Here is a 21,429-nt window from a genome sequence, read left to right on the forward strand (position 1 = left end):
CCGGTAGTAAATTTACCGGGCACAAACATTGTCAGTTGAAGATTTTTTGGTAGAAATCCAGGGCGCCCTGCCAGGAATCCATTGCCGCTTCCTGGTTATATGCGAGTGGTAGGCCGAACTTCTCGCCTCGCTCAGTTGCGGCGGGATTGGTAAATCCGTGCAGTACACCTGGATAACTCACCAGTGTGAGCTTGGCTCCCGCTTCTTGCATCTCTTCAACAAAAGCACCGACCTGTTGGGGCGGAATCATGGCATCGGCACCGCCGGTATAGACCTGTATTTCGGCCTGGATCTTGCCTTTTTTCGCGACAACATCGCTGGTCAGAGCACCGTGAAAGCTGACGGCACCACGCAACTCGAGGCCGAGGCGTGCCATAGCTAATACCACGCCGCCACCAAAACAATATCCCTGTGCAGCAATGCGATTGGGATCAACACCGGCGTGTTGTTGTAATAGCGAAAGTGCTGTACGAAAACGCGCTTCCAGAACCACGGGGCTTTTGAGGGCCTCATCATGGAATTTCTGCGCCTCGGCAGGGTCATCGGTTTGTTTGCCGGTACCGAACATGTCCACTGCAAAAGCGTAGTATCCAAGTTCGGCCAGCCGGTCTGCCTGTTCCCTCACAAAGGCATTATGTCCCCACCACTCATGTACCAGAATGACTCCGGGGCGCTTTTCGTTAATACCACTGTCCCACGCGAGGTAACCGGTAAAGGAATCACCATTTACCGTATAATCTATGACTTCATTTTCCATAATCTCAGGGCCTGAATTGTGAGAAAATTGTAAGCTTACTTGATAAAAATGTCTGAATCTCAAAGTTTCTATAGGAGATAATTGATTAAATAATTTTGCCAATCAACGCCTTCAATTTAGTAATGTTGACTTCAAGATTATTAAAATATACTGAAAAACCCATATCCTCGGTATCATAGTTTTTCTCTACAGATGAGGATTGAATGTTATTTTATTGCAAAAATTGTTGAGTGGTACCAGGATAAAAAGGATCTGCAAGAAGGTAAATTGCATATTCCAGCACCCAGAGTAGCCGCACTTTTTAGGCCAAGTGGTTGATTCACTGGCACAAAATCAATCAGACATACACAAGTGTAGAGCTGATAGAGGCCAAAATTATCTACTTGGCGTCCAATTGCACAGTCCTATCGTTTGTTGAACTTAAACATTATATTTAGTTACGTCATCTGCAAAGCAATAAAGTCATTTCATTTAATACTGAATTTGGATGCTATTCTTAAATAGTGAGTTCAGAGACGGGCTTCTAGCAGAAATTAAGCAAGAAAAATTGCTAGAAGTGCTAACTAAATTATATAAGGGTGTCAATGGCGATATATAATGAAAGCATTTCTTGATTTGCATAGTTTTGGTCGGCCAAAATTTTTTTAAATAACCCTGCACTAAATTAGTGGGGTTAAAGGCAAAAATAGAAGAGCTCTATAAATTGGTGAGCCCGGATTGTCCAGTTAGGAGCTGTGTATACAAGAGATAGAGCGCACAAAGGATCAGAAGCCCCCCCATAATACCGTTAAATACTTTTACCCGGTGTTCGGTACCTAGTAGTAATCGAGCTCTATCTCCTGCCAGAGCCCAGATTGCCAAAGATGTATAGCATACGAGGAAGTAGATTAGTACAAAGGTCATTAAACTGGAGTGGCTTTCTGCACTCGAGAATAGTGCAACTCCAGATATGCAGGCTACCCACGCTTTAGGGTTAAGCCATTGCAACAAAAATCCTTCATGGAATCTCGGTTTAGTCTGCTCTGCAATATCAATAGTTGCATCAGAAGCCGTTGCTATCTTATAACCGATATATATCACATAAGCCGAACCCAGTATGGCCAGATATTGTAAAAACTGGGGATAAACAGCCAGTAATTGATAAAAACCGAAGCCAATGGCTGCCAATAAGAGGGTAAATCCTATTGTTGCTCCTGAAACAAATGGCATTGTCCGGCCAAAACCATAATTGACGCCGGAAGAAATAATTACCATGTTGACTGGCCCCGGCGTGATCGACATGGCCAGAGAAAATCCGAACATAGCTAAAAGTAAAGACATATAGCTTTCCTGTTGATAATTATTGATATCCGTCAGTAAAAGCCTTTTTGGGGCTGCATGCAAGTTGATTGAAAACAGCTTTTTCATAAATGGTCAAAGTGAGTTAAATCATTTTTTCTATAGGAAAGAATTCCATATTGAAATGGTGGGCTTTAATTTGGCCTTTCGGGATGCGTAATAAAGATATAATCCTCTAATCGTCCCAAGTATATTAAGCCATAGATGTGAACACTCTTATTAATGCTCAGGGCGCCATCAATTATTGAATAGGAGGCTCAATATTTCCATTCGCCAGCGTGCACTATTGTATGTGGTTTTTGTGTGATAATCATATTTTGTGTTGCGATACTAACTCAGGATTTTGGTATATCAATAGCTGGCTAGAATAATTGCCGCTCCCTAAATGACTTTTTTTCAAAAAAATGTAGTTATACTGCTTTTAATGAGCTTGATAGGTGGTTTGTGATTAAAATGTCGGGATACTCCAGGGGCTTTTCTTTAATGCTGCTATTCCATCCGTGAAAGCTGCTAAAAAATCTTCATTGGCTGAGTAATCAGCCATCTCAGGTTTTTTACATTTCTGTTCTTCGGGACTGGAAAATTATCAAGCTGTTTCGGGGTTCCCTAAGTGGTTGGCGGGCCCTTAAGCTCTATAACATTGTGCTCAGGATCTGAAATATAGATTGATGGCCCCATGCCTTCGGCTCCGTAGCGCTGCTCTACTGGGGAGGCTTCGACATTATTTTCACTCATGTATTTGTGAATTTCCCTTGGGTTAAAAGGATCAACACGCAAGCAGAAGTGATGCATGTTTCGTCCCTCTTTTCCTGGGGCTGAGCCTCCCGCTAAACCAATGGAGTGGTCTACCGGAACCAGGTCAATCAGGCAGTTGCCGGCTCGCATCTGGTAAAGCCCGAGGTCTTCATTTTCCCGCTCCATCTTGCAGCCGAGGATTCCTTCATAAAAATCGCGCATAGCGCTTAGTGATTTTACGCGTAAAACCACGTGATCAATATGGTCGATTTTGAACATGGAAACCCCGTGTGCTTGATTGAAAAGCTTCGCTATGACGCGCTAGATATATCGGCCTTAATTGTAGAGGGAATAAAGTTGATATTAACTTGAGAGGGCCCTTGCAACGCCATAATAGAGGCCTTTCTGCTCTAAATCGGCAGGTCAGCCTCTAAAGGAAATAATTTCATCCACAGATAGTTATTGTCTTGGGGATATTGCGGGGATGAATTGGACCCTTCTGTTAATTCAAAAGGACTTCCTAGGCGCCAGCTGCGTAGTTTTCTTTAAGTTCTTTGTGCTTATTTTTGGCAGACTTAACCACTTCGGTCTCCATCGTAGCGGCTACTGCCTGTCCGGAAACACCACTTTCCCGCGCTGTGCGGATCAGGGAAGATATTTCCGGTTTACAAGAACCGCAGCGGGTTCCACACCCGAGTGCATGACCTAGCGCTTCTACGGAGTGGATGCCATTTCCAATTGCTTGCTCGATCTGCGGCCGGGAAATCTGCATACAGGTGCAGACCATACGCACACCGGCTGGGATAGGGTGTAGCAGTTGAGCTGGAATTTGGGGCATATCGAGTTGCAAATAGCGCTCTAGAGTCCGTCGATCCGGTAGGTTGTGCCAGTCGTTATTAGCAATAATCAGTAGTTGGAATTCATCGCTATAGGCCAGCCAGCGCTGACTCTTTAACGTCTCGACCTGTTGCCAGTGAATATCGGGGATATCTTGCAATAGCATTGCACCTAACTTGCGGCCATCCAGGGGATGGCACAGAGCCAGCTCAAAGCGATAACCACCATCACAAGGCACTCTGTACCAGTGCAGGAGGTTGCTGTCGTTATGTGTTTGTAACCACTGCCATAGACTTTTGGCTACTGGATCAGGGCAGATCAGGGTGGCATAACTGTGGCATTCGAGGGGCTGTAGTTGAACTGGTACCTGTTTGAACTCGGGTTGGCCTGATAGGGGATCAACAACTGCTTCGGTAAGGGCGCTGACTTTGGACTCCTGCGCAAGAGTTTGGCTCCAGTGGATGGGCGCAAATAACTCTCCATGTTTTTGTGCGGCATTTAGCGCTGCGCGTCCGCACATTCTGCCCTGCGCACTGCGCAGCTCTACCAGGGCTCCCTCGTCAACACCGTATTCCCTGGCATCTCTCGGATTGATCTGAACCTCAGCAATTTCGCTGTGGTCGAGCAGCTTGCGTGAGCGGCCGGTGCGGGTCATAGTATGCCACTGGTCACGCATGCGTCCGCTATTGAGCCACAATGGGTAGGCCTTATTAATTTGCTGCTGGGGAGAGCGGGGTGTGATAGGAATAAAATTAGCGCGTCCGCTTTCGGTAAAAAATCTTCCATCTCCAAACAAGCGTGCACTGCCGTTGGGGTTTGCAGTATTGACCGGCCACTGCACCGGTTGTAGCTTGTCGTAGTCACTGCGTTGGATATTCCCAAAGAGGGAAATATCAAAGGCTCGGCTACCGTTATTTTCAAAGCCGGATAATTGAGCGTGCTCGCGGAAAATATCTGCGGGATGTGAATAGCTGAATTGGTCCTCGAATCCCAGACGACCTGCCAAGTCACAAATGGCCTGCCAGTCATGCCGAGCCTCTCCGCTTGGTTCCTGGAAGGGCCTTTGCCGGGAGATACGCCGTTCTGCATTGGTAACCGTGCCATTTTTCTCTCCCCAGCTAGTAGCTGGTAACAGTACATCGGCACACCGTGCGGTATCTGTATCGGCAATACAATCGGAAACAACTACCAGCGGACACTTGCGCAGCGCTTCTGCCACTCGGTCTGCCTCTGGCATGCTCACTGCAGGATTGGTGGCCATAATCCAGATGGCCTTAATCTGCCCACTTTCCACTGCGCGGAACATATCTACTGCTTTTAATCCGGGAGTCAGTGCGACCTGCGGAGCGCACCAGAAACGGCCTACCCGATCAATGGCATCCATATCGAATTCCATATGGGCAGCGAGCATATTCGCAAGGCCACCCACTTCACGCCCCCCCATGGCATTGGGTTGTCCCGTGATTGAGAAAGGGCCCGTTCCCGTTTTTCCAATGCGCCCTGTAGCCAGGTGACAATTGATGATAGCGTTGTTTTTATCGCTACCACTGCTGGATTGGTTGATACCCTGGGAATAAAAGCTGATTGTTTTTTCTGTTTCGGCAAACAGCTGAAAGAATGCCTGTAATTTTTCTGTAGATATTCCACAGGCCAGCGCGGTTTGTTGAAGAGACCAGTGCTGAGCTGCGACGAGGGTATCCTCAAAGCCCTGAGTGTGTTGCTGAATATATTGATGATCAAGTTGATTGTGCTGTGCGAGGAAATTAAGCAAGCCGTTAAACAGGGATGCATCACTGCCTGGAATAATAGCGAGGTGTAGGTCGGCCATTTCACTGGTAGCACTCGCACGAGGGTCTATGACGACCAGTTTTGCACTGCCTGCCTGCATGCGCTGGAAAAGGATTGGATGGGTCCAGGCGGCATTGGAGCCAATTAATATAATAAGGTCTGTGTGTTCCAGGTCACCGTAGCAGCAAGGTACGGCGTCTGCTCCAAATGCACGTTTATACCCGACAACTGCTGAGGACATGCACAGACGTGAATTGGTATCGATATTAGCGCTGCCAATAAATCCCTTCATCAGTTTATTGGCAACATAGTAATCTTCGGTAAGTAGCTGCCCGGAGAGATAAAAGGCTACGGAGTCTGGACCATATTCACGGATATTTTGCGCAAAGCTATCGGCCACATAGGACATGGCACTATCCCAGTCACACTCCTTTCCGTGCAAGCGAGGACGTAGCAGCCTATCACGTTCACCGAGGGTTTCCCCAAGCGCGGCGCCTTTGACACAAAGTTTGCCAAAATTAGCGGGATGTTGGGTATCGCCACTGACTTTTATAGCCGTAGTGTCCGCGCGCTCTTCCTTGTCGACCGTTACTCCACAGCCTACGCCGCAATAGGGGCAGGTAGTGCAGGAGCGGCGCGCGCTCAAAAATTCCGTTACTGCCATTACTGTATCTTATTGCAGCCGATGTAAACCTTATCCTCATAAAGTGCCAGTGGGTAGGTGGCAAGCCTGATATTGCTATCTTCCATGCAGACTCCATCGCTTAGGCGGAAGTGGTGTTTATAAAGTGGGGAAGCAACAGTCAATTCCCCCTCCATTTCCGCAATAATTCCTCTTGCAATTACGCCAGCTTGTGCGATCGGGTCCCAGTTGTCAACGGCATAAAGCTGTTGCTCCTGGTCGGGTAAAAAAAATAGGGCGATACTTCTCTGTTCAATAATTTTATTGGCTCTACTGAACATCTCCGTAGGGTATATAGAGGTATCACCCCAAAGGGCACACACCCCTGAGTTATTCACCAGATCTGATCGCTGACAGATTGGTAACCATTGGGGGTGGGTTATGGCAATTGAATTTGTGTTGCTTTGTTGCAGTGCGGCTAAGCTCATAATAATTTCCTTTCAAGACTTTAAGAGATTAAAAAGTGAAGTCTTCATCATTTGCGGGCCGGTGGGTTAAGCTGCCGGGTTGGTGTCATGCGGACTCTGCGGTTTCCACAATTTCTTCCACAGTTGCCGGTCGTGGCTGACCACGCTCTTTGACAAAAATTATTTTTTCATCTGATTGGTCACTATTGACAAACTGGCGAAAACGTTTGAGCTTTTCGGGATCGTTGACCGCAGTTTTCCATTCACACTGGTAGGTATTGACTACACGTTTCATCTGCGCCTCCAGCTCCACACAGATATCCAGCTTGTCATCAATAATGACTTCACGCAGGTAATCGAGACCGCCGTCGAGATTTTCGAGCCATACAGATGTGCGCTGTAATTTATCGGCAGTACGTACGTAAAACATTAAAAATCGGTCGATATAACGGATCAGGGTTTCGCTATCCAGATCGGTGGCAAATAAATCTGCATGGCGAGGGCGCATGCCTCCATTCCCACAGACAAAAAGGTTCCAACCTTTTTCGGTGGCGATTACTCCCACATCTTTGCTCTGCGCTTCAGCACATTCACGGGTGCAACCCGATATCGCCATTTTAATTTTGTGTGGTGAGCGAAGGCCCTTATAGCGATTTTCCACAAGCAGAGCCATGGAAACACTGTCTTGCACTCCGAAGCGACACCAGGTACTGCCGACACAGGATTTGACTGTACGCAGAGACTTTCCGTAGGCATGGCCGGTTTCAAAGCCTGCGTCAATCAGTTCACTCCAGATTTCCGGTAGTTGCTCCAGCCTCGCACCAAATAGATCGATACGCTGACCACCGGTAATTTTTGTATAGAGGTTATAACGTTTAGCGACTTCACCAATAACAATCAACTTTTCCGGCGTAATTTCACCACCGGGAATACGAGGCACTACTGAGTAGCTGCCATTTTTCTGCATATTCGCCATAAAAGTGTCATTGGTATCCTGCAGTCCGACATGGGACTGCTCGAGAATATGCTCATTCCATAAAGAGGCGAGTATGGAGGCTACGGTGGGTTTACAGACCTCACAGCCATGACCGTTGCCATGTTTTTCCAGCAGTCCGGCAAAGGTTTTAATTTCCTCCACCTGAATAATGTGAAATAACTCCTGGCGTGAGAAGGGGAAGTGAGCGCAGAGATGATTGTTTACTTCCATGCCCAGTGCGGCCAGCTCGTCGTCAACAATATCCTTCAGCAAGGCGGTGCAGCCACCACAACCAGTGGAAGCCTTGGTTACTTCCTTGACTTCAGCTAGGGAGTGGCAACCTCCGGCAATAACATCGACGATCTGGCCCTTACTCACATTATGACAGGAACACACTGTAGCGGTTGCTGGAAGGGCTGCTGCACCCAGGGTAGGAGTTGCACCTTCTGCTGCAGGTAAAATTAGTTGCTCCGGGTGTTCGGGCAACTCGATATTATTCAGGTGATATTGCAGCAGGCTATCATATTCACTGGTATCGCCAACCATTACGGCGCCGAGTAATTGTTTCCCGGTGCTATCGGTAATCATGCGTTTATAGATGCCGCTCTGCTCATCGACGAAAGTGATAGCGGCAGCACCGTCACTGCGTCCATGGGCGTCACCAATAGAACCTACCTGAACCCCGAGAAGCTTGAGTTTGGTACTCATATCGGCGCCGGTGAAATTTTCCTCTTCTCCAACCAGCTGGGCAACAGCTGTACGCGCCATACTATATCCCGGCGCGACTAGACCAAATATTTGATTTTCGTACAGGGCGCATTCACCGATAGCAAAAATATCCGGGTCCGAGGTTCGGCAACTGCTGTCAATAACTATGCCGCCTCGCTCTCCGGTTTGTAGGCCCGAAGATTTTGCGAGTGAGTCTTGGGGGCGAATACCGGCGGAGAATACAATCATATCGGTGATAAGTTTCCTATCCCCTTTAAATTGCATACACAGGCGACCATCCACTTCTTCAATGAGTTCGGTGGCTGTACTGGTATGCACCTGGACCCCCAGGTCTTCAATTTTATTGCGTAACAGTGTTGAACCGCCGTCATCGAGCTGGGTGGCCATTAACCCCGGTGCAAACTCCACTACATGAGCTTCGAGCCCCAGAGTCTTTAATGCATTGGCAGCCTCAAGGCCGAGCAGGCCGCCGCCAACTACAACACCTGTTTTGGCATTCATGGCAGCAGAACGGATTGCATCCAAGTCTTCGATGGTCCGGTAGACGAAACAGCGCTCGTGCTGATGGCCCGGAATTGGCGGCACAAATGGATAGGAGCCGGTGGCGAGTATTAGCTGGTCGTAGGAGCGAGTGATGCCGCTGGCAGCGGTGACCATTTTATTTTTTCTATCAATCTCCTCAACCCGGTCGTTGAGCAGAAGCTCAAATCCCCATTGCTGGTATTGCTCAGTTTTACCCATAGCCAGGTCTTCTGTACTGAGACCAGAAAAATATTCAGACAGATGAACCCGATCATAGGCTGGCCTTGGTTCTGCACAGAAAATGGAAATTTCAAAACTTGTGGATTTTTGATGATTGGCCAGCTGTTCAAGGAAATGGTGTCCCACCATACCGTTGCCAATCACGATCAGCTTTTGTTTCTCTGTATTTACTCTCATTTACATTCCTGCCGTCTCAATTTGTTTGTTCGGCAGGGGCAGGCCCAGGAAAAGTAGCAAGGGCGCCTCCTCTTCTGCCGAAGAGTACAGGCGCCGTTGCCTCGAAATAGGGGAGTATTTTGTTGGTAATTAAATACATTCAATCTCCATGCCAACTTTTATTTATAGAAATGGTGGCGTTTTGGCTCGATTGTCTACGATATCTGCGACAAATTAGTGCATGCGGAAATTTCTTGCGCATTGAAAGTGCTTATTCAAATCCTGTGTGCTAGAGCCAGAAGAAATAGAGCAGATGTGAGAGCAGTAATAATAGAGCCAGTAACTGCCAACACAGCAGAGGATTACGTTCCAGGAGTGGGCGCTTATTTGGCAACTTGAATTCTGGATTTGGAACCTGCAAATCCTGGATAAATTCCGATAGTGCGATGTAGCGTTTCTTTGGATCTGCCGCACAGGCTTTGTGTAAAGCTCCATCTATCCAGTGCGGAATATCGTCCCGATACCGGGAAGCCCTGGTAAATTGCATCTGGCTGTAACTTTTCAGATGGTAGTGATAATTGCCGAGACGCTCTGGATAGGGATATTTACCGGTGAGAAGTTCATAGGTGATTACTCCGAGGGAAAATATATCTGAGCGGTGACTGGCGCTATCACCAAAAAAGAACTCCGGTGCTGTGTAATTCTTGCTACCGGGGGCACATTCGCCGGATAAGTGTAATTGTTCTCTGAGTCCGGGACCATCAGCACCACCCAGATCAATAATTACGAGGCGCCCGTCATTGCGCATCATAATATTTTCTGGTTTGAGATCGCCGTGAACGATTTCCATGCGCTGCAGGCTTCGCAGAGCACTGACCAGTTGCCCGAGGATATCCCGTACCTGGGGGATTTGTGGTTGTGGGTTTAATTGCATCCACTGCCGTAAAGTCTGGCCTTCAATATATTCGAGAATATGGTAAAGGCAACGCCGCTCTTTGTTGGGAGCGAAAACTTTAATAATTCCAGGGTGAGTTATTCTTCGTCCGGTCCATTCCTCGGCAACAAAACGCTCGATATATAGGGGATCATCACAAAAATTGACCGAGGGGGTTTTAATTACTCGAAGCTTGTCTGTGTCCTGGTCTCGTGCCAAATACAGGTGGCTGCGATTGCTGGCGTGCAGTTCCTGTAGAATTTGAAAGTTATCGAGTTTCTGTCCCGGGCGCAGGTCCGGCGCAAATGGCAATTCTCGATTGCGCATTGCCAATTCATCACACTCGGGTAGGCCAACGGAGTTTACCCTGCAAACTATTGCGCTTAAGTTGTCTGTGGATCCTGCTTGTAAGGCTGTATCAATTAGCTGTTGCGGAGTGTAGGCACAGAAATTCTGCAGCAGCGCCTTAATAGTATCTTCCTGTAGGAAATCGTGGATACCATCACTACTGAGCAGGAAAACATCACCTGCTTGTAAAGCTTCACAGCGGTAGTCCACGTCAATATGCGCATCCATACCCAATGCGCGACTTAGAAAGGTACGCCCCGGGCCAAGGGTATGGCTGTGATCACGGCTAAGGTATTCCAGTCTGCTATTTCTCAGACGATAAATTCTAGAGTCTCCAATATGTACCAGGTGAGCGCTGGTACCTTTGAATATAACGGCGGAGAAAGTAGTCAGCCATCCTCGCTGGATTTCAGTGCTGCCGCCACTCTGACGGAAAAGCCAGCTGTTGAGGGAATGTAATACACGTGCGACGGCGTGTTTGGTCGACCAGGTTTCCGGAGTACTGTAGTAGTCAGAAAAAAAACCATTGATAGCGGCTCGAGCTGCCTCGCCGCCAGCCTCTGCATTGGCAACTCCATCAGCGAGCGCTGCGAGGCTGCCGTGGCGCTGTAGCTCGGCTCCTTCCGGAAGCCTGACCGCGCAGGCGTCATCATTATGCTGCCGAAGACCGGCACAGGAGGCACTAAACAGCTGCAAGGCACCATAGTAATTGCCCCGCCTACAGTTTGTGGTAGCGGGACTGTCACCTTTCAGTCCCGCAGTTATTTTTATACCGCTGTCATGCGACATCGATCATGGATACGCTGCCATCGGGAAGTACTTCCGCCATTTGTCCTTCTGGTTCTTCCAGCATTAACAGGGCAGTAAAACCGAGTACTGCCGTGGCGCAGATGACCAGGAAGAAAGTCTGGTAGGACACCATGCTTAGCACTGTAAGGTAGAACACTGCTCCCACATTGCCATAAGCCCCTGTCATTCCGGCGATCTGCCCGGTAAGTCGACGCTTGATTAGAGGAACAACAGCGAATACGGCCCCTTCACCAGCCTGTACGAAGAAGGAACAGGCCATAGCAGCCGCAACGGCCAGGTACAGTGGCCATTCTGCATCGATCAAACTCATGGCGAAGTAACCCAAAGCGAGGCCTGCAGTCAGTATCAGCAGAGTCGGCTTACGTCCCCAGCGATCACTGATCAGTCCTCCCGCTGGGCGCGACATCAGGTTCATAAAAGCGTAGGCGGAAGCCAATAAGCCAGCCTTTACCGGATCCAGGGTAAAAGTCTCGGAGAAGAACAGGGGTAACATGGAGACCACGGCCAGCTCAGAACCGAATGTTGCAAAGTAGAGTAGGTTCAAAACAGCGACCTGCTTGAATTTATAACGGTGCACAGGTGCAGGAGGGTTACTGAGTACCTCCCGATTAATACTGTAGGTTTTTCGTGCGTCCAATAGATAAAGTACTACCAGTCCGCAATAAATCAGATTTGCAGTGAGGCTGGATATTAAGTTGACTCCGCTGGATAGTTTCCAGGTGAGCAGTGCCAGAGCTGCATACATAGGTACTTTCATCACCAACAAGAGGACAAAATCCCCAGTGCTGGTAACTTCCATTGCACCAATTTTCTTTGGTTTAAAATAGGTAGACCCCTTGGGGGTGTCGGTAACCGAGAAGTAGTAAATCACGCTGTATACAAGCGCAATCACTCCTGTAAGGCCAATGGCGTAGCGCCAACCATCATCGCCTCCAAAAAACAGTGCAATGGTTGGTAGGGACATAGCTGCGGCAGCGGAGCCAAAGTTACCCCAGCCCCCATAAATGCCTTCGGCAGTTCCCAGTTGGCGGGCTGGGAACCACTCCGATACCATGCGAATGCCGACCACGAACCCCGCACCAATAAACCCGAGCAGGAAGCGGCCTATTGCCGCCTGCACAAAATTGTCTGCCAGGGCAAAAATAAAACAAGGCACGCTACCAATCGCCAGCAGGAGAGAGTAGGTGAGCCGTGGACCATATTTATCTGTCAGCATTCCTATTACGATGCGAGCAGGAATAGTCAGAGCCACATTTAGGATCAGTAGGGTTTTAACTTGATCCGGACTAAGCGATAAGCTCTTGGCAATTGCCATTAATAGGGGAGCATGGTTAAACCAGGCAAAGAAGGTGATAAAAAAAGCCACCCAGGTAAGGTGAAGGATTTTTATCTTCCCGCGGAACGAGAATAGATTGAGTGTATCACTGGACATGCGCATTTCCTTTATTTGCTAATTCCGCAGGCACAAAAAAAAGCCCATAGCCACAGCCGGTAGACTGTAGTCGATGGACTTCGTTGCCCGTGATTTTCGGCGAATAACCACTTCACCGTGCTGATGCGCCAGAGGGAAGGCAATTGCATCATCGAAATATTTCCATTCAATTAATGTGCCACTATTTTTTTGAGAGTAGAAAGTCCACGGTTTGCCGGTAGAGGTCGGCTCTAAAGGCCTTCTCTGCCTGGGGGGATGCTTCACTAAAGCCCTTGCACATCTCCAACAGCTGACTTGCCTTGTCTGCGCAAGGTCGGCCACTAACATTGTCCTTGTGGGCGAAGAGGTGCCAGCCTGGATTGGCAATGATCGCTGCATCCCTGCGGAACAGGATTTGATCACTGAGTGAGAGCTGAATTAGTGTTTCGGGTAAGTCAAGATACTGTTTCTGTGATAGCAGACCTGCAGCTATACGACGGTTTCCCCGTGCGGCAAGCCAAGTGCAGGCTTGAAGTAATGCAGCGCGTAAAGCCAGGTGTGTGGCGGGATGAGCTTCATGCCAGCTTTTAGTAACTGCCAGGACTTTTTCCGGCATAGCTGGCAGTAGGCTGTTACAGGCTGTGATGATTGCACCGGCTCCTTTGTGAGCGGCGAGGGTATTCCAGGGCTCACCCACACAATAGCCATCGATAACACCACTATGAAGGTTCTGCAGCATCTGCTCCGGGGGCAGCACTACCAACTGTATTTCCCTGTCTGGGTCAATATTTGCTGAGCGCAGCCAGTGTCGCAACTGTAAACTGTGACTGGAAAAAGGGTATACCGTAGCGAGCCTCACCGGGGTGGAGCCTGCATTATCCAGTAGGTACCGCTTGAGTGCCGCGGCGATATCAGCTTGTGAACTGCCGCTGATATAGTTTTGCAAGCGATGGAAAAGGTCTTCCGATAAGGTAATGGCATTGCCGTTACAGCTAAGGATAAGCCCGCTTAAGAGCTGTTCCCGACAGTTTGGCAGAGCCTGCTTCAGTGCCAGCGGCATCGGCGCTAGCATAGCAGCAGCGTCTGCTTTACGTCCGATCAGCTTGTCACGCAGGGTTGCCCAGGAGGTTTCCCTGTGTAGCTGCACATCCAGGCCAAGCTGATGAAAGTAGCCCTTCTCCTTGGCGATAATTAAGGGCGCACTGTCGGTCAGGCGCAGGTATAACAATTTTATTGAAGTCTTTTCCGGGCGCAGAGATAGTGACATCGGTAAGTTAATGCTCGCTCTGGAAATAGTGGATAATTTGTTCGGCAACTGCACGCATGGTGGAGTTACTGCTCATAGCAAGATTGCGCAGCGTTTTATGTGCGTCTTCCTCGCTGAGTTTTTTCTTGGCCATCAATAATCCCTTGGCCCGCTCAATGGTTTTTCTCTCTGTTAGCTGTTGTTGGGTTCGCTCCAGGGATTGGCGCAGTTGCTGGAAATTTCTAAATTGCGCCATGGCTATTTCTATGGCTGGTGTTACCTTCTCTGCCGTAATGCCCTCGGCCATATAGGCGCTCACTCCGGACTCGACGGCACGACTGATGAACTCGGCATTGCCACTACTGGAGAACATGGCTACGGGGGTCGGCGCTTCACGATTGACAATTGCCAGGCTTTCAAGAATGTCCCTGTCTGGGGATTCAATATCGATCAGCACTACATCGGGGCGATATTTCTCTACCTGGAAAAGTAATCCCTCAGCACTATTAATCTGGGCAACAACAGTGTACCCGGCTGCGCGTAATCGCTCACAAACAAGGTGAGCACGCTCGGAATGGTCATCGACCAGCATGATGGCGGGGCTTGCGTTAGTCACTGTATTACTGCGGCACTCGTTAAATGATTTCTATACACTTATCCAAGTGTCAATCAATAGTTATGCCAAGCGTGCAAGGAGGGATAAACAAAATATCTTCTTCTATTTCCATGAAGTTAGAGTGGCTGTTACTGCTATTTCCTGGTGCGATATTCTGCGTATATTGCATTTCTTGCACAAGTGGGGGGCTTTATTCGAAATAGCCTGCATAAAACCGTGATTAGTTTCGATGGCTGAAAGTTATATTCTAAAATTTTCTTATTATTGGTTTTCTGTAACCTCCATGCATATTTACAAGGATATCCGTCCCAGTATTAGATGGCATACAGATAAAAATCGGCTAATTCTTATAGTTTTGAATTGTAAATTTTTCTATTTTAAATAGTCGCTAAAGTCTAATTTGTCTTAAGGACGGTCATTGCAAAAGCCATCTTAGGGCTTCATAGCCAGGATCTGAATAAGGGAAGGAAATTTTGATGTGCATATGGGTTATTTTTTATCCATACAAAACTAAGTAGATTGTCCCAAGGGGAGCCTGGGAGTTGCCGTTGATTAAATACAGTTTCAGTTGAGACGGTTTATTGTTTAATGGTTATCTCTTTCACAAGGCCATTCCAATTAATAGTCTTATAAATTTCGCCAATTACCGCTATCAGACTATTCCTCTTTTCATCCCTTGTTGCGAGGTTTACACTCGAGTTGTTTATAAATTGGGCAGTCCAATACTTTTTGAGGTAGATGTAGCTGTAAGTTCATAATACTAACTAAGAGGGGCACGGCGGTGATAATAGCCATACCTAGAGAGACCGCAGAGGGGGAAACTCGTGTTGCGGCAACTCCTGATAGCGTAAAGCGTTTGCGCGATATGGGATTTTCTATAGCGGTGGAGAAGGGAGCCGGCGAAAAGGCCAGCTTTACTGATGAAGCTTATGCTGAAGCCGGTGCAGAAATTCGCGAGGATATGCAACAGTGTCTGGCAGGTGCCGGAGTAGTTTTAAAGGTACAAGCACCTAGTGATGCTGAGCTGGCTCTTATTCCCGAGGGGGCTACATTGATTGCCTTTCTGAAGCCAGCGCAAAATGCTGAGCTTCTGCAGAAACTTTCTGAACGAAATATTAACGCCCTGGCCATTGAATCAGTCCCAAGAATCTCCCGCGCACAAAAGATGGATGCTCTTAGCTCCATGGCCAATATTGCCGGTTATCGAGCGGTCATCGAAGCCGCACATAACTTCGGACGCTTCTTTACCGGGCAGATTACCGCTGCGGGAAAAATCCCCCCTGCAAAAGTACTCGTTATTGGAGCCGGAGTTGCTGGTCTCTCTGCTATTGGAACAGCAAAAAGTATGGGAGCGATAGTGCGTGCTTTCGATACCCGTGCAGAAGTGCGTGAGCAGGTTGAGTCTATGGGAGCGGAGTTCCTGACTGTTGAAATAGAGGAGGAAGGTTCTGGCTCTGGCGGATATGCCAAGGAAATGTCCAAGGAGTTTATCGAGGCTGAAATGGCTCTATTTCGGGAGCAGGCCAAGGATGTGGACATTGTTATTACCACTGCTTTGATACCTGGTAAGCCAGCGCCGAAACTATGGCTTGCCGATATGGTTGACAGCATGTCGAAAGGATCGGTGGTAGTGGATTTGGCAGCGGAAATGGGTGGAAATTGTGATTATACAGTGCCGCATGAAAAGATTGAGAGGAGTGGTGTCACTATTATTGGGTATACCAATTTGCCTAGTCGTGCCGCAGCTCAGTCCTCCAGATTGTATTCAACCAACCTTGCTCACCTGATTGGAGAATTGACTCCAGAGAAAGACGGGACCATAAACCTAAATTTTGATGATGAAGTTATCCGTGGTGCAACAGTGGTTAAGTCTGGAGAAATTACCTGGCCACCTCCTGCACCTAAAATTTCTGCACAGCCAAAAGCAGCCAGTAAAGCTGCTGAACAAGTGAAGGTGATTACTGAGGAGAAGGCTGAAAAACGAAGGTCGCCTCTGTCTATCTTTATTTTTTGGGCCGTTGCCGCTGTTTTACTCCTTTGGTTGGGGCGGGTTGCTCCACCTGATTTTGTTTCCCACTTTACTGTTTTTGTACTGGCAGTTTTTGTCGGTTGGCAAGTAATCTGGAATGTCACTCATGCATTACATACGCCTCTGATGAGTGTGACCAATGCAATTTCTGGAATCGTAATTGTCGGGGCGCTGGTACAGCTCGGAGTTACTGGTTCTGGTTTGGTAACTTTGCTCGCATTTATTGGTGTACTGGTTGCCAGTATTAATATATTCGGTGGATTCTTTGTGACCTACCGTATGCTGAAAATGTTTCGCCGGTAAGGGAGGGAGAGTGTAATGAACGGTATGATTGCAATGGCTTATCTCTTCTCTGCGGTGATGTTTATTTTAAGTCTCGGAGGCTTGTCAAGCCATGAGACAGCTCGTCGCGGAAATATTTATGGCATGGTGGGCATGGCAGTTGCCATAATTGCCACAATCTCAGGCGTGGCTACCGGAGCTTATTGGATGGTGGCTATCGCAATGGTTGTAGGTGCTGTGATAGGGCTCTCCCTGGCCAGGCGTGTCGCCATGACTCAAATGCCGCAAATGGTGGCATTGCTGCATAGCTTTGTTGGCCTCGCTGCAGTGTTGATTGGTTGGGGGGGCTTCCTTGATCCTCGAATTACTCTGCACGGTGCTGCCCATGTTGTACACAGCACTGAAATTTATCTCGGTGTTTTTATCGGTGCGATAACTCTCACTGGTTCTTTGGTTGCCTTCTGTAAGTTGCAGGGATTAGTTTCCGGCAAGCCATTAATGCTGCCAGCTCGTCACTGGTTGAATTTAATTGCAATCCTGGCCTGTATTGTATTGGGGGTTTTATTTGTACCTGCAGATGTACATGCGGGGACGGTTATAAATCTCCTCCTGATGACTGCTATTGCGTTGCTATTGGGCATTCACCTTGTGGCGGCGATTGGCGGTGCCGACATGCCAGTGGTTATTTCCATGCTGAACAGCTACTCAGGGTGGGCCGCAGCTGCGACCGGGTTCATGTTGGGCAATGACCTGCTGATTGTAGTGGGGGCTCTGGTTGGCTCTTCCGGTGCGATACTCAGCTATATTATGTGTCGTGGTATGAACCGCTCCTTTATCAGTGTGATTCTCGGTGGATTTGGTTCAGATGGTGGTGAAGTTTCCGATGAGGAGGTTGATGGTGAGGTTATTGCGATTGACCAGCAAGAGCTTGCCGAGGAACTCAAGGCCGCTGATAGTATTATCATCGTGCCTGGGTTCGGAATGGCTGTTGCCCATGCGCAACAAGCAGTCAGTGACTTGACCGATCGCCTGCGCGGCATGGGTAAAATGGTACGCTTTGGTATTCACCCTGTCGCGGGACGCCTGCCTGGCCATATGAATGTTCTTCTCGCTGAGGCCAATGTGCCCTATGACATAGTGCTGGAAATGGATGAGATCAATCCGGATTTCCCCAGTACTGATCTGGTACTGGTTATAGGTGCTAACGACACCGTAAACCCAGATGCGGTAGAAAAGCCGGGTTCTCCCATAGCCGGTATGCCGGTGCTAGAAGTATGGAAAGCTCACAGAGTTGTTGTACTAAAACGCTCTATGGCATCGGGGTATGCGGGGGTTGCCAATCCACTCTTTTATAAAGAAAACGCACGAATGCTTTTTGGGGATGCGAAAGACAGTCTTCAAGGCGTGCTAGGCAGGGTCAGTGACTAATCCTGATTCGTTGTTGGCCGGCTTTAGGAAAGCGTAAAAAATCCCTCCGGCTTGGAGGACTGGTGTCCAGGGACTACAGTACCTCCAAGCCTCTTTTCTCACGGAAAGCTATTTATTTTCAGTAATAATTAGGCTATCGCTCGGCTTACTGATTAATGATAACCTCCAGTCCTTTGCATATCTTCACGAAAAATAATAAGTGGGAGTCTGGGGATGGGGATCCATTTGCATAAATTGGCCTTGGTGGGAGCTATTGCCCTTGGAGCCTTTGGGCTTGCGGCTTGTGGAAGTGGGAGTAGTGACTCGGAAGGGGGGGCTACTGGCGTGGAGAACCCTACTCCTGTTGGTGGCTCCTGGGAAAAGGGTAATTTTCTGCCAGTCTCAACTTTCACCGACCGTTGTGTTTCACCGCGTAGTGGCACTGATCCTATAACCGGATCTGCTTATGCTGATGTATTGGGCACACGCCAGGATGAAAATAACTGGCTGCGTTCAATGAGTAATGAACTCTATCTTTGGTATGACGAAATCGAAGATAAGGATCCTGCGAGATTTGATAGCTCTCTGACTTATTTTGAGGAGTTGCGAACATTCGCTTTAACCCCCTCTGGCCGAGAAAAAGATCGTTTTCACTTCACTGAGCCGACGGATGAATGGCTATCTCAAAGCGAGTCCGGGATATATATTGGCTATGGTGTGCAATGGGCATTGATATCGAGCGAACCGCCACGCAAAGCGCTAGTTGCTTACCTTGATCAGGAAGATAGCAGCCTGCCGGATGCCATTACTCGCGGCGCTGAAGTTATTAGTGTTGACGGCGTTGACCTGGCTAATGGTAGCGATGTCGATACATTGAATGAAGGCATGTGGCCCGCTAAATCAGGTGAGTCTCACGAGTTTAAAATACTACCTTTGGGTGCCTCTGACCCTGTGACAGTTACTTTAGTATCGGCCGAGGTTGAGTCAGATCCCGTGCAGCATGTGAAGGTGGAAACCACTGACTCTGATCGTAAAGTGGGTTATATGCTGTTTAATGACCATATTGCCAAGGCAGAGGGAGAATTGATTGATGCGATTACTGAGCTTGAATCTGAAGGTATTGATGATCTGATTTTGGATCTTCGCTACAACGGTGGAGGCTACCTGGATATTGCGGCTGAATTAGCCTATATGATTGCTGGCGATAATAGTGTTGGGCAATCATTTGAACATATGCAGTTCAATGATCAACACCCAGAAATAAACCCGGTTACTGGGGCACCTCTTGATCCAACTCCATTTCATACTTCTGCTTTGGGACTTGCTGATGATTCCTTAAAAGGATATCCGCTCCCGACCCTGAATCTCCCGCGATTATTTGTTTTGACTAGTGGTAATACATGTTCAGCCAGTGAAGCCATTATTAATGGATTGCGGGGAGTGGATGTGGAAGTAATCCAGATCGGTGAGACCACCTGTGGTAAGCCTTACGGTTTTTATCCCCTAGATAATTGTGGCACTACTTATTTCACAATCCAGTTTTCTGGTGCCAATGCCAAGGGATTTGGTGAATATTCGGATGGATTTGTTCCTAATGGCCCATTTGGTACTGAAGCAGATTTACCAGGTTGTGAGGTGGACGACGATTTTGATCATTTATTGGGGGATGTGAATGAGGCGCGATTTGCTGCAGCGCTTAATTATATTGAGGGCGGTGACTGCGGTGATGTTGCGGTGAAAGCGTTCTCTGAATTTGGTACAAGCAATCGATTACTTGAATCAAATGTAAGTGTACCAAAAGAGATTTCTCGCAGTAACCGTATTATGGTGAGGTAAAAGTGAAAGCCTTGATTACAACAAAGTTACTATTAATCGCTCTAGTATGCTTAGGTTGTGGAGTTCAGCGGGTATCTGAAAGCCTTCAACCCGCGCTGATTGATGAGATGAGTCCACAAGCGCACAGTGAACTACAGCGAGTTGTTTCTCAGGCTATGGGAGGTATACAGGTAACTGTTGGAGTTGAGGCGCTTACTTATGAAAGCTTGCTGGTTGTTGAGCCTGGCCGTAAGCAAATGAGAAGTATTGGTCGTGAGTATAGCCGGCCAACTAAATTTCAGCTTGTTTCTGATGGAGATAGATGCTTGCTGGAGCGTCTTACTGATGGAAAACTATGGGAATTACAAGTTTCTTGTAAGTTAAAAAGTAATATTCAATAGCTGTAAATGAAGAAGGCAATGAGGTATAGCCTTCTCATTTTTCTATATTGTGCACCCAGTAATCAATAGTGCTTTTCTACTCCTATGAAAATATATTTTCTTTTCCGTTTTCCTTTCTTTCGCTATTTTTATAAGAAAGCAACTGGTTTGAATTCTTCGGGCGCTTAACAATTTGCCTCTTATTTTCTGCCCTGCAGTTATTGAAATTCTAGGATTTTTCTTTCAAATTGGTATAAATCTATTAATTTGATTTTATTTTATTTTGTGCAAGCTAAATGGTATTTTTATATTTTGGATTGAGATATATTGGCGCCAAACTTCAATCTGGATGTTCACCTGTTGGGAATTGCTAGGTGAAATAAGGCTTAAATAATCGGGGGCTGGAAGCCATGCGCCGTCGCGATCTGAATCGTTTTGTACCATTCTCTGTATCTTGTTCATTTTCTTTACTTTTCACTGCGTCAGTCTTCAGTAGTTGGTCTTATGCCGATAGTTTTGACTCTGATATGGATGGCATGCCTGATTACTGGGAGAGCGCTTATGGGTTGAATATTTACTCAGCAGATGATGCCCTTACTAGTTTGGATATGGATACGCTCTCCAATTTGGCTGAGTTCCAACTTAGGACCAACCCAAGAAAAGAAGACACCGATTTTGATGGTGTGCCAGATGGTTTGGATTTATGGCCACTAGACCCAAATAAGAACTGGGACCGTGACGGTGACGGCATCCCCGCCTCCTGGGAAGTCAGCCGTGGTTTGAATGATGACGATGCTCAAGATGCAACTCAGGATAATGATTTTGATGGTCTCACCAATTTGCAGGAATACCAAGCAGGCACCCGAATAGATCTTAGTGACAGTGATTTTGACGGTGTTAAAGACGGCGAAGATATCGCACCGCTAAATGCCGCTTATCGTTTTGATTATGACGGCGATGGCCTGCCGGAATTGTGGGAACAGG

Annotated in this window: 14 protein-coding genes and 1 pseudogene; 5 read left to right on the forward strand and 10 right to left on the reverse strand. The window is 47.7% G+C overall.

Going from position 1 to position 21,429, the window contains the following annotated elements; translation table 11 throughout:
- Positions 1-31 precede the first annotated feature (31 nt).
- The 10 genes from ABWV76_RS08055 to ABWV76_RS08100 all read right to left on the reverse strand — a co-directional run bounded on the left by ABWV76_RS08055 (position 32) and on the right by ABWV76_RS08100 (position 14,532).
- Positions 32-757 (reverse strand): dienelactone hydrolase family protein, encoded by a 726-nt coding sequence (locus tag ABWV76_RS08055; protein ID WP_020414661.1) that lies wholly within the window; start codon positions 755-757, stop codon positions 32-34.
- Positions 758-1,453: 696 nt separating this feature from the next.
- Positions 1,454-2,164 (reverse strand): LysE family translocator, encoded by a 711-nt coding sequence (locus tag ABWV76_RS08060; protein ID WP_353375715.1) that lies wholly within the window; start codon positions 2,162-2,164, stop codon positions 1,454-1,456.
- A gap of 537 nt (positions 2,165-2,701) precedes the next feature.
- Positions 2,702-3,109: a VOC family protein gene (locus ABWV76_RS08065; protein WP_020414664.1), complete on the reverse strand. Its 408-nt coding sequence runs from the start codon at positions 3,107-3,109 to the stop codon at positions 2,702-2,704.
- 241 nt (positions 3,110-3,350) lie between these two features.
- Positions 3,351-6,119, reverse strand: coding sequence for a nitrate reductase (locus ABWV76_RS08070; protein WP_353375716.1), 2,769 nt, complete (start codon positions 6,117-6,119; stop codon positions 3,351-3,353).
- Positions 6,119-6,565, reverse strand: a complete 447-nt coding sequence (nirD, locus tag ABWV76_RS08075) for a nitrite reductase small subunit NirD (RefSeq protein WP_353375717.1) — start codon at positions 6,563-6,565, stop codon at positions 6,119-6,121. Before nirD ends, ABWV76_RS08070 begins: the two co-directional genes overlap by 1 nt.
- Before the next feature lie 85 nt (positions 6,566-6,650).
- The gene (gene nirB / locus ABWV76_RS08080; RefSeq protein WP_353375718.1) at positions 6,651-9,188 is read right to left on the reverse strand and encodes a nitrite reductase large subunit NirB; all 2,538 of its coding nucleotides are present in this window, start codon (positions 9,186-9,188) and stop codon (positions 6,651-6,653) included.
- A 268-nt stretch (positions 9,189-9,456) separates the two neighbouring features.
- Positions 9,457-11,238, reverse strand: a complete 1,782-nt coding sequence (locus ABWV76_RS08085) for a bifunctional protein-serine/threonine kinase/phosphatase (RefSeq protein ID WP_353375719.1) — start codon at positions 11,236-11,238, stop codon at positions 9,457-9,459.
- Positions 11,228-12,691, reverse strand: coding sequence for a NarK family nitrate/nitrite MFS transporter (locus ABWV76_RS08090; protein WP_020414670.1), 1,464 nt, complete (start codon positions 12,689-12,691; stop codon positions 11,228-11,230). Before ABWV76_RS08090 ends, ABWV76_RS08085 begins: the two co-directional genes overlap by 11 nt.
- A 181-nt stretch (positions 12,692-12,872) precedes the next feature.
- Positions 12,873-13,937: a CmpA/NrtA family ABC transporter substrate-binding protein gene (locus tag ABWV76_RS08095; RefSeq protein WP_353375720.1), complete on the reverse strand. Its 1,065-nt coding sequence runs from the start codon at positions 13,935-13,937 to the stop codon at positions 12,873-12,875.
- Between the two features lie 7 nt (positions 13,938-13,944).
- Positions 13,945-14,532, reverse strand: coding sequence for an ANTAR domain-containing response regulator (locus tag ABWV76_RS08100; protein ID WP_353375721.1), 588 nt, complete (start codon positions 14,530-14,532; stop codon positions 13,945-13,947).
- Positions 14,533-15,313: 781 nt separating this feature from the next.
- Here ABWV76_RS08100 and ABWV76_RS08105 point away from each other — a divergent pair.
- From ABWV76_RS08105 to ABWV76_RS08125, 5 genes and pseudogenes are all read left to right on the forward strand, one after another.
- Positions 15,314-16,864 (forward strand): Re/Si-specific NAD(P)(+) transhydrogenase subunit alpha, encoded by a 1,551-nt coding sequence (locus tag ABWV76_RS08105; protein WP_020414674.1) that lies wholly within the window; start codon positions 15,314-15,316, stop codon positions 16,862-16,864.
- Between the two features lie 15 nt (positions 16,865-16,879).
- Entirely contained in the window at positions 16,880-18,271 is a 1,392-nt protein-coding gene (gene pntB, locus ABWV76_RS08110; protein WP_353375722.1) for a Re/Si-specific NAD(P)(+) transhydrogenase subunit beta, read from the forward strand.
- A gap of 213 nt (positions 18,272-18,484) precedes the next feature.
- On the forward strand, positions 18,485-20,086 hold the full coding sequence (locus tag ABWV76_RS08115) for a S41 family peptidase (RefSeq protein ID WP_353375723.1): 1,602 nt from the start codon (positions 18,485-18,487) through the stop codon (positions 20,084-20,086).
- Positions 20,087-20,088: 2 nt separating this feature from the next.
- Positions 20,089-20,466: a hypothetical protein gene (locus ABWV76_RS08120; protein WP_020414677.1), complete on the forward strand. Its 378-nt coding sequence runs from the start codon at positions 20,089-20,091 to the stop codon at positions 20,464-20,466.
- Between the two features lie 389 nt (positions 20,467-20,855).
- Positions 20,856-21,429: pseudogene (locus ABWV76_RS08125) on the forward strand (hypothetical protein); the annotation flags it as partial.

It is taken from the genome of Microbulbifer sp. NBRC 101763, assembly GCF_040371615.1.
Classification (GTDB): Bacteria; Pseudomonadota; Gammaproteobacteria; order Pseudomonadales; family Cellvibrionaceae; genus Microbulbifer; species Microbulbifer variabilis.

What these genes read in the sequence shown, in the direction of transcription:
- ABWV76_RS08090 (WP_020414670.1), bottom strand. Translation starts at nt 12,691, where the DNA reads ATGTCCAGTGATACACTCAATCTATTCTCGTTCCGCGGGAAGATAAAA.
- nirB (WP_353375718.1), bottom strand. Translation starts at nt 9,188, where the DNA reads ATGAGAGTAAATACAGAGAAACAAAAGCTGATCGTGATTGGCAACGGT.
- ABWV76_RS08060 (WP_353375715.1), bottom strand. Translation starts at nt 2,164, where the DNA reads ATGAAAAAGCTGTTTTCAATCAACTTGCATGCAGCCCCAAAAAGGCTT.
- ABWV76_RS08115 (WP_353375723.1), top strand. Translation starts at nt 18,485, where the DNA reads ATGGGGATCCATTTGCATAAATTGGCCTTGGTGGGAGCTATTGCCCTT.
- pntB (WP_353375722.1), top strand. Translation starts at nt 16,880, where the DNA reads ATGAACGGTATGATTGCAATGGCTTATCTCTTCTCTGCGGTGATGTTT.
- ABWV76_RS08070 (WP_353375716.1), bottom strand. Translation starts at nt 6,119, where the DNA reads ATGGCAGTAACGGAATTTTTGAGCGCGCGCCGCTCCTGCACTACCTGC.
- nirD (WP_353375717.1), bottom strand. Translation starts at nt 6,565, where the DNA reads ATGAGCTTAGCCGCACTGCAACAAAGCAACACAAATTCAATTGCCATA.
- ABWV76_RS08085 (WP_353375719.1), bottom strand. Translation starts at nt 11,238, where the DNA reads ATGTCGCATGACAGCGGTATAAAAATAACTGCGGGACTGAAAGGTGAC.
- ABWV76_RS08095 (WP_353375720.1), bottom strand. Translation starts at nt 13,937, where the DNA reads ATGTCACTATCTCTGCGCCCGGAAAAGACTTCAATAAAATTGTTATAC.
- ABWV76_RS08065 (WP_020414664.1), bottom strand. Translation starts at nt 3,109, where the DNA reads ATGTTCAAAATCGACCATATTGATCACGTGGTTTTACGCGTAAAATCA.
- ABWV76_RS08055 (WP_020414661.1), bottom strand. Translation starts at nt 757, where the DNA reads ATGGAAAATGAAGTCATAGATTATACGGTAAATGGTGATTCCTTTACC.